The organism is Streptomyces sp. NPDC046379 (assembly GCF_055587785.1).
Genome location: NZ_JBVJFP010000002.1, coordinates 310,973 through 323,017, shown reverse-complemented (window position 1 = coordinate 323,017; position 12,045 = coordinate 310,973). Strand labels below are relative to the sequence as shown.

Genomic DNA, 12,045 nt, shown 5'->3' with positions numbered 1-12,045 from the left:
ACGCATGGCGGACGACGGACGACCGACGCCGGACGGAAAGGCGGACGCATGGACGAGGCACGGGCGCGGGACGTGCTGGCCCGGGCCGGGGTGCTGCCCGGCCCGGCGCGGGACGCACGGCTGCTCTCGCTCGGCGAGAACGCGGTCTTCGCCGCCGGCGACCTGGTCGTCAAGGTGGGCCGCGACGCCGAGCTGCTCGACCGCGCGCGCCGCGAACTGGCCGTCGCCCTGTGGCTGGCCGAGGAGGGCGTGCCCGCGGTCCGGGCGGCCGAGCCCGAGCCGGTGCTGGTGGAGGGCCACCCGGTGACGGTCTGGCACCGCCTCCCCGACCCGGTGCGCCCCGCCGGGCCCCGCGATCTCGCCGGGCTCCTGCGCATCGTGCACGCACTGCCCTCACCCTCCTTCGGCCTGCCGCCCCGTGAGCTGCTGGGCGGGGTGGAGCGCTGGCTGCGGCTCGCCGGGGACGCGATCGACCCGGCCGACGCGGCCTATCTGCGCGAGCGGCGCGACGGCTTCGCGGCGGCCGCGGCGGCTCTCGTCCCGCACCTGCCGCCGGGCCCCGTCCACGGCGACGCGCTGCCCCGCAACGTCCACGTCGGGCCCGACGGACCGGTCCTGGTGGACCTGGAGACCTTCTCCGCCGACCTGCGCGAGCACGACCTGGTGGTCATGGCCCTCTCCCACGACCGCTACGGGCTGCCCGCCGAGGCCTACGGCGCCTTCACCGAGGCCTACGGCTGGGACGTGCGCGCGTGGGAGGGCTGCGCCGTACTGCGCGGCGCGCGCGAGACGGCCAGCTGCGCCTGGGTCGCCCAGCACGCGCCGGGCAATCCCAAGGCGCTGGCCGAGTTCGAACGCCGGGTGGCGTCGCTGCGGGACGGGGACACGACGGTGCGGTGGTATCCCTTCTGACGGTTCCTCGGGCACTCCCTCGGGGAACCGCCGGCCGTCCTGCGAAGGACCTCGGGGGCGAGCCGCACCGGCGTCACACGGGCGATGCCGACTGCGCCCTCGCGGGCGCGGCGACCGTGCGCCGCAGCCGCCGGACCGGAGCCGTCGCGATCAGCGCCGCCGCGCACCCGGTGCTCATCACGGCGGCGAGCAGCAGCAGTTTCCGGACGCCCACGACCGAGCTGGCCGGCCCGGCCACGACCTGCCCGAGCGGGACGGCGAGGATCGAGCCCGCGATCTCGTACGCGGATATCCGGTTGAGCTTGTCCTCGGGGATCTGGGTCTGCACGGTCGTCGCCCACTGCACGCCCCAGAACGCCCAGCCGATGCCGCCGACCGCGTAACCGAGGAGCACCGGCCACAGCGCGAGGTCCGGGGCGAGCCCGGCGGCCAGCGGCATCATCGGGAAGAGGAACATCGCGACGGCCCCGCCGAGCAGCGGCCGCGCGGGCCGGACACGGATCGCCGCCAGCCCGCCCAGCACGCAGCCCGCGCCGAACGCGCCCTCCGCGTAACCGAAGGCGGCGCTGCCGTGCTCACCGGTGATCGAGGCCGCGCCGAGCGGCGTGACCGGACCCCAGACGAACACGCCGAGCACCCACCAGATGAGGATGACGGCCCACAGCCAGGACCGGGACCGGAACTCCTGCCAGCCCACCCGCAGGTTCTCCAGAGTCGACGCCGAACGGTCGACGGTGTACGGCCCGAGCCGCAGCGCGAGCAGGCACAGCCCGCTCGCCCCGAACGTGCCCGCGGCCACCGCGAACGCCCACGCCGGCGAGAACGCCGCGAGCAGCCCGGCGAGCGCGGGACCGGCCATGGTCGAGACGCCCTGGGCCACCCGCAGCACCCCGTTGGCCTGCTGCGCGTCGGAGGCGACCTGCGGGACCAGGCCGTTCACGCCCGGCTGGAACATCGCGGTGGCCAGACCGCCCAGCGCCGTCACGCCGATCAGGAACCACAGTTCGGGGCGCCCGGCGGCGAAGGCGAGCGCGGTCGCTTCGATGAGCGCGCAGCGCACCGCGTCCGCACCGATCATCACCGGCCGCGGATGGATGCGGTCCGCGAGGACGCCGCCGAACACCACGAACAGGGCGAAGGACCCCATCCAGGCGCCGAGCGCGTATCCCACGGCGCTCACCCCGTAGCCGAGGGCCAGCATCGCCACGGACAGGGTGACGGGCAGCATCGCGTCGCCGAGCAGCGACGCGATGCGCGCCACGAAGTAGAGGGCGAAGTTGCGCGTCCACAACGGCCGTCCGTCCACCGTCGGCCGGTCGGCCGGGCCCACCGCCTCGGCCTTCTCGGTCACGGCGCCGCCCGGCTCGGTCTCCGCGCCATCGCGCCCCACGGGTCCCACGTGCCCACCCCAACACCAGTGCTCGGTACGGCTCCCACGGAGCCCCGGTACCGCTCATGGTGGCCATGCCGCCCTGCGGACAGCAAGGTCTATACCTATGTCCCGGGCAGGCGCTCCCCTCGCCGGCTGTGGCCGCTCATGGCCACGGTCCGCTCCCCCGCGGCCGGTCAGACGGTCTTCGCCGGGGCCGCGTGCGCCGCGTCCGTCTCCCCCGCGGCTCTGGGGATGAGCGGCCAGGCCGACTCGACCACGGCCGCCGGGTCCGCGGTACGCCGCAGATACGCCTGCAAGGACGCCGACTGCTCGGCCGCCGCGCGCACCTGGAGGTCGTGGAGGTCTTCCAGGGACATGGCCGCCACGGACCGGTGCCGCTCGGCCATGCGACGCACCACCTGGGCGGCGGCCACCGCATCGGCTCGCGCGTCGTGCGCGTCGTCGAGCGGCACGCCGTAGTGGGCGCACAGCGCGTGCAGGGCCCGCCGGCCCTTCCGGTACTTGTCCACATGCTTGTCGATCACGAGCGGATCGACGACCGGCAGAGGTCCGTCGCCGAGCCGCTCGCTGAGCGACGCGACGCCGTGCCGCCGGCACTCACGGTCGAGCAGGGACAGGTCGTAGCGGGCGTTCATCACCACGAGCGGGATCCCCGAGCGCATGCCCTCGGCGACGGCCCGCGCGATCTCCTCGACCGCGGAGCCGGGCGACGCTCCCCGCGCGCGGGCGTGATCCGTCGAGATGCCGTGGATCGCCGACGCCTGCTCCGGTATCGCCACCCCCGGATTGAGCAGCCAGGTGCGCTCCTGAGCCACGCCGCCGCCCGGATCCAGCCGCACGACCGCCGCCGTGACGATGCGGTCGGTCTCGACGTCGGTGCCCGTGGTCTCCAGGTCGAAGGCCAGCAGCGGCCCGCTGCTCCAGCCCATGGGCGGTCCCCCTTCTTGTGGTGCTTTCCCCCAGTGGTTCCCACGATCGCACGCACCACTGACAATCGGAGGATCGCGTTCCGCTCAACCCCCGGACACGCCCGCCCACTGACGCCATTTCAGGACACAGGACGCGAATCAGCCCACGCCACCTCGAACTCCTCGCGGTACGTGGAGAAAAGCCCGCCTTCGTCCGCATCGCCCGACTTGAGCACCCGACTGCCGTTGCGCAGCACCAGCACGGGCGCCTCCATGCCCCGCGCCCGGCGCAGATAGGACTGCACGACCGCCACGCCGTCGGCCCCGTCGCCGTCGACCAGGTAGGCGGTGAAGCGCGGCGTCTCGTCGTAGACCTGGATCTCGAAGGCGCCGGGGTCGCGCAGACGGGCCCGCACGCGGCGCATGTGCAGGATGTTCATCTCGACGGCCCGGCTCAGTTCGCCCCGTTTGATCCCGAGTTCGCGCTCGCGCCGTTTCACCGCCCCGGAGGCCGGGTTGAGGAACAGCAGCCGCACCCGGCAGCCGGCCTCCGCGAGCCGTACCAGGCGGCGTCCGGAGAAGTTCTGCACGAGCAGGTTGAGGCCGATGCCGATCGCGTCCAGCCGGCGGGCCCCGCCGAAGATGTCCTCGGCCGGGAACCGGCGCAGCAGCCGCACCCGGTCGGAGTGGACGGCCACCACGTCCGCGTACCGGTCGCCGACCAGGTCCTCGACCGCGTCCACGGGCAGCCGGCGCGCGGAGGGCACGTCGCCGCCCGCGCCGAGGATCTCCAGCAGCCGCGCGGAGGCCCGTTCGGCCTGGCCGAGCACCGCCTCGGACAGCGCCCGGTTGCGCGAGACGACGTTGCGGGTGACCTCCAGTTCGTCGAGGGCGAGTTCGACGTCCCGGCGCTCGTCCACGTACGGCTCGAAGCAGGGCCAGTGCTGCACCATCAGCTCGCGCAGCTGGGGCAGGGTGAGGAAGCTGAGGACGTTGTCGTCGGCCGGGTCGAGCAAGTAGCCCTTGCGGCGGCTGACTTCGCGCACGGCGACCGCGCGCTGCACCCACTCCTGGCCGGCCGGGCCGGCGGCTGCGACCACCCAGTCGTCGCCGTGGACGGGTTCGTAGATGGGGCGCAGCACGGCGGCCACGACCGCGCGCAGCCGCTGCTCGACCAGGTTCAGCCAGATGTAGGCGCGGCCTGCGCGCTGGGCGCGGGTGCGGACCTCGTGCCAGGCGTCGGCGTCCCAGTCGAGCTCCGGGCCGATGGAGTGCGTCTCCATCGGACGGGCCAGGGACGACACCGTGCCGGGCGGGACGTCTGCGGAGTCGTTCCCCTCGTGACCGTCGTCACCAGAGGGCAGCTCCAGGCCTCCCGAGCCCACCCGCGCACCGCCTTCCGCTCCCCCGAGCACTCCCCTTGTCAATGATCAAGGAAGCCTACTCCGGTAGCGGCGGGCGGTGCAGCCGGATGCACAGGCTCGTTTCCAACTTGCCCGTTCGCGCGCACCGTTCCGGTCCGCCGGTGCGGAGGAAGTGAGCGGATTCATGGCGGCGACGTCACGCGGGGCGCGGCACAGCGGTGGTTTCCTCAGTTTTGGGCAGACTCGAAGCGGCAGACGGAAGCCAAGGCGCACCCACCGACACGGCACACCTGAGAGAGTCGTATCCATGCAGGTCTGGCCTGGAGAGGCATATCCGCTCGGCGCGACGTACGACGGCGCCGGCACGAACTTCGCGGTCTTCACGGAGGCCGCCGACCGAGTAGAGCTGTGTCTGCTGCACGACGACGGCTCGGAAACCGCGGTGGAGCTGCGCGAGAGCGACGCGTTCGTGCGGCACGCGTACCTGCCGGGCGTCATGCCCGGACAGCGGTACGGCTACCGCGTGCACGGCCCGTACGCCCCGGAGCGCGGGCTGCGCTGCAATTCGGCGAAGCTGCTCCTCGATCCGTACGCGCGTGCGATCAGCGGCTCCATCCACTGGGGTGAGGAGGTGTACGGCTACCCCTTCGGCTCGCCCGACGAGCGCAACGACCTGGACTCGGCCCCGCACACGATGACCTCGGTCGTGGTGAACCCGTACTTCGACTGGGGCGACGACCGGCCGCCCCGCACCGAGTACCACGAAACGGTGATCTACGAGGCCCATGTGAAGGGCCTGACGATGACCCACCCGGAGCTGCCGGAGGAACTGCGCGGCACCTATGCGGCGCTCGCGCATCCGGCCGTCATCGAGCATCTGACGAAGCTCGGCGTCACGGCCCTGGAGCTGATGCCCGTACACCAGTTCATCAACGACCACCGTCTGGTGGACATGGGCCTCAACAACTACTGGGGCTACAACACGATCGGCTTCTTCGCCCCGCACAACGCCTACGCCTCCTGGGGCGACCGCGGGCAGCAGGTGCTGGAGTTCAAGTCGGCGGTGCGGGCGCTGCACGAGGCGGGCATCGAGGTCATCCTCGACGTGGTCTACAACCACACCGCCGAGGGCAACCACCTGGGCCCGACGCTGTCCTTCCGGGGCCTGGACAACCCGTCCTACTACCGCCTCGCGGACGACCCGCGCTACTACATGGACACCACGGGGACCGGCAACTCGCTGCTGATGCGGTCGCCGCACGTCCTCCAGCTGATCATGGACTCGCTGCGGTACTGGGTCACCGAGATGCACGTCGACGGCTTCCGCTTCGACCTCGCGGCCACGCTGGCGCGGCAGTTCCACGAGGTGGACCGGCTGTCGTCGTTCTTCGACCTGGTGCAGCAGGACCCGGTCGTCTCCCAGGTGAAGCTGATCGCCGAGCCGTGGGACGTGGGCGAGGGCGGTTATCAGGTGGGCAACTTCCCGCCGCTGTGGACGGAGTGGAACGGCAAGTACCGCGACACCGTGCGCGACCTGTGGCGGGGCGAGCCGCGCGCGGTCGGGGAGTTCGCCTCCCGGCTGACCGGCTCCTCCGACCTGTACCAGGACGACGGACGCCGGCCGCTGGCCTCGATCAACTTCGTGACCTGCCACGACGGGTTCACGCTGCACGACCTGGTGGCGTACAACGACAAGCACAACGAGGCCAACGGGGAGGACAACCGGGACGGCGAGAGCCACAACCGCTCCTGGAACTGCGGCGTCGAGGGCGACACCGACGATCCGGGTGTGCTGGAGCTGCGGCGCCGGCAGATGCGCAACTTCATCGCCACGCTGATGCTGTCCCAGGGCGTGCCGATGATCAGCCACGGGGACGAGTTCGCCCGCACCCAGCGCGGCAACAACAACGCCTACTGCCAGGACAACGAGCTGGCGTGGGTGCCCTGGCCGGACCCCGGCCAGCCGGCGGACGAGCTGCTGGAGTTCACCCGGGCGATGGTGTGGCTGCGCCGGGACCACCCCGTCTTCCGGCGGCGGCGCTTCTTCCACGGGCGGCCCGTGGAAGGCACGCACGACGACCTGTCGGACATCGCCTGGTTCACCCCGGAGGGCCGGGAGATGACCCAGCGGGACTGGGAGTCGGCGCGGGCGTCCGCCCTGTCGGTGTTCCTCAACGGCAACGCGATCTCCGAGCCCGGCCCGCGCGGGGAGCGCATCACCGACGACTCCTTCCTGCTGATGTTCAACGCCACCCACAAGGCGCTGGACTTCCTGGTGCCGGCCGATCACGGGCGGCAGTGGCAGGTGGTCGTCGACACCGCCCGCGCGGACGTCGTTCCGCCGGGCACGGGCCCGAAGGTGCAGGGCGGGGAGCGGCTGACCCTGCCCGAGCGCAGCCTGACGGTGCTTCAGCGGCCCGTCTGACGCGGCGGCCGGCCGGGGTGCGCGGCGCCCCGGCCGGCCGCTCCGCATGCGCCCCGGCCGGTCACCTCGTGCGCGTCCCGTCCCCTCACGTCGTCCACGCCCCGTCCGGTCGTCCCGGAGCCCGGCCGGTCACCCCGTAAGGGGGGGTGATGACAGGAAAGGCGGCCGGGCGGGTACGTAGCCTCACATGACACCTGAGCGTCCTCACCCCGTGCTGCCCACGGCCACCTACCGGCTCCAGCTCCAGCCAGAGTTCCCCTTCGGGGCCGCGGCGGCGGCCGTGCCGTACCTGGCCTCGCTCGGCGTCTCGCATCTGCACCTCTCCCCCGTCCTGGAGGCCGTGCCGGGTTCCCTGCACGGCTACGACGTCACCGACCACGCGCGCGTGCGCGCGGAACTCGGCGGCGAGGAAGGGCTGCGCGCCCTGTCCGCCACCGCGCGGGAGCACGGTCTGGGGCTGGTGCTGGACATCGTGCCCAACCACATGGCGATGGCGCCCCGGCACAATCCGGCCCTGTGGGAGGTGCTGCGGGAGGGCCCGAAGTCGCCGTACGCGCGGTGGTTCGACGTCGACTGGGAGGCCCAGGGCGGGCAGCTGCTGCTGCCGGTGCTCGGCGGGCCGCTCGGGGAGGTGCTGGACCAGCTGGAGGTCGACGGCGACGTCCTGCGCTACCACGACCACGCCTTCCCGCTGCGGGAGGGCACCGAGGATCAGCCGCTGCCGCAGCTGCTGGACGCCCAGTGGTACCGCCCGGTGTGGTGGCGGCTGGCCCGCACCGAGCTGAACTACCGCCGCTTCTTCAGCATCTCGGAGCTGATCGGGGTCCGCGTGGAGGACCCGGAGGTGTTCGAGGCCACCCACGGCAAGATTCTCCAGTTGCTGCACGACGGGGTGATCGACGGCCTGCGCGTCGACCACCCCGACGGACTCGCCGACCCGACCACGTACCTGCAGCGGCTGGACGAGGCCACCGGGGGCCGCTGGACGGTCGTGGAGAAGATCCTCGCCGACGGGGAGCGCCTGCCCGCCTCCTGGCCCGTCGCGGGCACCACCGGCTACGACGCCCTGCGCCACGTCGACGGGCTGTTCACGGACCCCGCGGGCGCCGGGGAACTCCTCGGCCAGTACCGGCGTTTCGCGGCACCGCAGACGGACCGGGGCGGGCAGTGGGAGGCGACGGTGCGGCGGGCGGCGTACCGGGTGCTGGAGCACGAGCTGGCCGCCGAGACGGACCGGCTGACGCGGGTCGCGCACCGGCTGTGCCTCGCCGCTCCCGATCCCGTGCTGCGCGACCGGGCCCCCTGGGCGCTGCGCACCGCCCTGCGCGAGCTGCTCGTCCGGATGGAGGTCTACCGCCCCTACACCGCGCAGGACGCGGCGCGGCTCGTCACCGAGGAGGCCGCGGCCGAGGCCCGGGCGGCCTTCGTCGTGCCCGAGGAGGCCGGCGCGGTCGACGTCGTGCGCGGACTGCTCGCCGGGCGGTACGGCGACGGGCCGGATTACACGGAGTTCCGCACCCGGTTCGCGCAGACCGCGTCCGCGCTGCGCGCCAAGTCCGTCGAGGACACCGCGTTCTACCGCTACGTGCCGCTGCTGTCGGCGACCGAGGTCGGTGGGAACCCCGGCGCGCCCGCCGTCCCGGTGGAGGACTTCCACGCCTACTGCGCGCGCGTGCAGCGCGACTGGCCCGGCACCGGGACCGTCGTGTCCACCCACGACACCAAGCGCAGCGCCGACGTGCGCGCCGCCCTGGCCGTGCTCACCGAGTGCCCGCAGCGGTGGGCGGACGTGCTGGCGGAGGTCACCCGCACCGGCGAGGGCGTGCCCGACCCGCAGCTGGCGTGGGCGGCCTGGCAGACGGTGTTCGGGCTCGGACCCGCGGAGCCCGGGCGGGTGGAGCAGGCGCTGCTCAAGCATGTGCGCGAGGCGGGCCTGTACACGAGCTGGACCGAGCAGGAGCCGCCGTACGAGGACGCCGTGACGGCGTTCGTGGCGGACGGTCCCTGCGGGCCGCCGGCGGCGCACGTGGCCGCGCTGCGCGAGGAGCTGGCCCCGCACATCGCCGCCAACGTGCTCGGCACGGCGCTGGTCCATCTGACGATGCCGGGCGTGCCCGACCTGTACCAGGGCACGGAGGCCGAATACCGGGCGCTGGTCGACCCGGACAACCGGCGGCCCGTGCGGTACCCGCCCGAGGCCCCCGGCGACAAGGGGGCGGTGACCGCGGCGGCGCTGCGGCTGCGCCGGCGGCGGCCCGAGGTGTTCGGCGACGCGGCGACGTACGCCCCGCTGGCGGCGGAGGGCGCGTCGGCGGGGCACTGCGTGGCGTTCACGCGCTCGGGCGAGGTCGTCACCGCGGTCACGCGCTGGTCGCTGCGGCTGGCGCGGGCGGGCGGCTGGCGGGACGCGCGGCTGGCGCTGCCGCCGGGGCGGTGGACCGACGTACTGGACCCGGAGCGGGAGTTCGCCGGTGAGGTGCGCGTGGCGGAGCTTTTCGCGCGGCTGCCGGTTTCACTTCTGGAACGGACGGGCTGAACCGGGGCTTCCGCGTTGACAGCGGTGCGAACCCGTGGGGTACTGCGGGTGCGAGGGCCGGGCGGAACGCGACGGGGGTGAGTCTGCTGGCGGAGCTGCGCTATCCCACGGTGCCGGAACTGGTCTCGTCGGCCAGGGCGCTCGCCGCGCGGCAGCCCGCCCTGTGCGCGCTGCGGCAGATCGGCCGCTCCCGAGCGGGACGGCCCCTGCACCTGCTGTCCGTGGGCCGCGCGCGGCGCGCGGTGCTGGTCGTCGCGGGCGCCCACGCCAACGAGCCCGCCGGCGGCCCGACCCTCCTCGCGCTCGCCGAGCGGGTGCTGGAGGAGCGGCCGCTGCGGGACGGCACGTCCTGGCACTTCCTTCTGTGCGCGGACCCGGACGGGGCGAGCCTGCACGTCACACCCGCGCCGCGCAGCCTGCTCGACTACCACCGCGGCTTCTTCCGGCCCGCCGGCCCCGAGCAGCCGGAGTGGTCCCCGGCCGTGCTCCCGCCGGACCGGCTGCCGCCCGAGACCCGGGCGCTGACCGGCGTCATCGACGAACTGCGCCCGTACCTCCAGGTGACCCTGCACGGCACCGACCTGGGCGGCAGCTGGGTGCAGCTGACCGAGGACATCCCGGGCCTGGCCGAGCCGTTCGCCAAGTCGGCGGCGGAGCTGCACATCCCGGTGGAGACGGGCGCCTCGGACGCCGCGGGCTGGCCCGTGTCGGGTCCCGGCGTGCACGTGATGCCCGCGCCGGGCTCACGGCTGCCGTACCCGAGCCTGCCGGACGACGCGCGGCACAGCACCTGGTACCACGCGCACCGGTACGGCGGTCTGACAGCGGTCGTGGAGGTGCCGATGTGGGCGAGCGACCTGGTGGACGACGTGGCTCCGCATCCGGCGCCGGCCGAGGCGATGCGGCGTCTGGCGGCCCGGCTGGTGCGGGACGCCCGGGAGGTGGACCGGGTGCTCCGCGACGCCCTGCCGCGCCTGGAGGGCGCCGACGGTCCGCTGCTGCGGGCGGCGCGGTGGGTGCTGGAGCTGGCGCCGGGCCTGGCCGCGGACTGGCGGGACACGCCGCCCGCCGACGACACGATGGCCTACGTCGGCAGCGTGGACGCGTTCGCGCGCCGGCTGCCGCTGCGGGCGGCGGCGATGCTGCTGCGCGTCCTGCGTGAGACCGACGACCGCGCGGCGCCCCGCCTGGAGCGCCTCGTCGCCGAGTGGAGCGACTCCTTCGCCGAGCGCTTCCGGGCACGCTGGGTCCCGCTGGAACACCAGATCGAACACCAGTCCCGTACGGTCGTGGCGGCGGCGCTGCACGCGCGGGAGCGGTCGGCCTGAGCCGGCCGGCGCGGACGCACGGCGGCGCCGCCCACCGGCTCCCCGGTGGACGGCCCGGCCACACCCGGGCCCGGCGGCTGCCGTGTCCCGTCGGCGGGCGGCAGCCGCGGGACGCGCCCGCGCGGGACACGCGACCACGCACAACCGGACGCCGCGCAGGCGGCGGACGACACGCGGCGAGGACGACGACCCGGCCGGCCGAGGCGGGCGCACGACGGCGCCGCCCACCGGCTCGCCCGTGGGCGGCCCGGACGCACCCGGACGCCGCGCGGGCGGCGACGGCCCGCGGCCCGGCTCCTCCACGGTCGGGGGCAGCGCGGGAGGACCCGCGGGGCAACGCCTCCGCGGCGCCGTCGGCCCGCCTCGTGCCGGTCGGCCCGTCCATGTGCAGATGGTCTCCGTCCGGCCGGTCACGCGGCGCCGGCGTGCGTCAACGGCTCCGCGGCGAGCCCGTCCGGAACCCCGCCCCGGCCCCCGAACGGCTCAGGCCACCGCCAGCCGGTACGTGACCTGCCCGAAGCCGACCTGGTCGCCCTCGCACACCACGACGGCGCCGACGACCCGCCGTCCGTTGACCGTGGTGCCGTTGGTCGAGCCGAGGTCGCGCAGCACCCATGCCCCGCCCCGGCGGCTCAGCTCGGCGTGCACGCGGGAGACGGTCTCGTGGGCGAGTCGCAGGCCGTTGCCGGGGTCGCGGCCTATGCGCAGCGGGTGGTCGTCCGCCGGATGCGGCAGCAGCAGCTTGGGCAGCCGCTCGGCCCGCCAGGCGCGCCGCACCCGTTCGCCGAAGCCCGACACGGCCGCCACCGCCCCCACGGCGCCGAGCACCAGCCGCGAGGCGCGCGACTCGGTGGGCAGGTCGGCGGTGAGGAGGGCCAGTTCGTCGGACCGGCGGGCGGCGAGCGCCAGTTCCATGCGCCGGACGAACGTGTCGTGGGACAGCCGCCCCATGGCGACGCCGTCGCGCAGCGCCTTCAGCGCCTTGTCGCGCTCCGCGTCGGACAGCCGCGCGGGGTGCACCGGGAACTCGAAGGACGACGTCACACCGGTGATTGTCGGTCAGTGAACGCCGGGTGTCCAGAAATCGGGGAATCGGCCGCCACGCGCGCGTACCGGGCGACAGCGGACGCAAAAGGGGGTATTCACAAGCGCATTGATCGTGTGGGAACGACGATGGTC

General features: G+C 74.2%; 8 protein-coding genes. 4 read left to right on the top strand and 4 right to left on the bottom strand.

Going from position 1 to position 12,045, the window contains the following annotated elements; all coding sequences use genetic code 11:
• Positions 1–48: 48 nt before the first annotated feature.
• Entirely contained in the window at positions 49–912 is an 864-nt protein-coding gene (locus ACZ6KF_RS05340) for a phosphotransferase enzyme family protein (protein ID WP_469175347.1), read from the top strand.
• A gap of 73 nt (positions 913–985) precedes the next feature.
• On the opposite strand, the gene ACZ6KF_RS05335 is transcribed toward ACZ6KF_RS05340, so the two are convergent.
• The 3 genes from ACZ6KF_RS05335 to ACZ6KF_RS05325 all read right to left on the bottom strand — a co-directional run bounded on the left by ACZ6KF_RS05335 (position 986) and on the right by ACZ6KF_RS05325 (position 4,598).
• A complete protein-coding gene (locus ACZ6KF_RS05335; RefSeq protein WP_469237375.1) occupies positions 986–2,302 on the bottom strand; it encodes an MFS transporter in 1,317 nt (438 codons plus the stop codon).
• A gap of 176 nt (positions 2,303–2,478) precedes the next feature.
• Positions 2,479–3,234, bottom strand: coding sequence for a 3'-5' exonuclease (locus tag ACZ6KF_RS05330; protein ID WP_356632578.1), 756 nt, complete (start codon positions 3,232–3,234; stop codon positions 2,479–2,481).
• A 119-nt stretch (positions 3,235–3,353) separates the two neighbouring features.
• The gene (locus ACZ6KF_RS05325; protein WP_469158266.1) at positions 3,354–4,598 is read right to left on the bottom strand and encodes an SAV2148 family HEPN domain-containing protein; all 1,245 of its coding nucleotides are present in this window, start codon (positions 4,596–4,598) and stop codon (positions 3,354–3,356) included.
• Positions 4,599–4,884: 286 nt separating this feature from the next.
• Here ACZ6KF_RS05325 and glgX point away from each other — a divergent pair, with 286 nt between their 5' ends.
• The 3 genes from glgX to ACZ6KF_RS05310 all read left to right on the top strand — a co-directional run bounded on the left by glgX (position 4,885) and on the right by ACZ6KF_RS05310 (position 10,866).
• Entirely contained in the window at positions 4,885–7,002 is a 2,118-nt protein-coding gene (gene glgX / locus ACZ6KF_RS05320; protein WP_469237373.1) for a glycogen debranching protein GlgX, read from the top strand.
• A gap of 187 nt (positions 7,003–7,189) precedes the next feature.
• Positions 7,190–9,538 (top strand): malto-oligosyltrehalose synthase, encoded by a 2,349-nt coding sequence (gene treY, locus ACZ6KF_RS05315; RefSeq protein WP_469237371.1) that lies wholly within the window; start codon positions 7,190–7,192, stop codon positions 9,536–9,538.
• A gap of 77 nt (positions 9,539–9,615) precedes the next feature.
• Entirely contained in the window at positions 9,616–10,866 is a 1,251-nt protein-coding gene (locus ACZ6KF_RS05310; protein WP_356632570.1) for a M14 family zinc carboxypeptidase, read from the top strand.
• A 483-nt stretch (positions 10,867–11,349) separates the two neighbouring features.
• Here ACZ6KF_RS05310 and ACZ6KF_RS05305 read toward each other — a convergent pair whose 3' ends face one another.
• Complete coding sequence (locus ACZ6KF_RS05305) at positions 11,350–11,910, bottom strand: DUF1707 and FHA domain-containing protein (protein WP_356632568.1); 561 nt, start codon at positions 11,908–11,910, stop codon at positions 11,350–11,352.
• Positions 11,911–12,045: the final 135 nt, after the last annotated feature.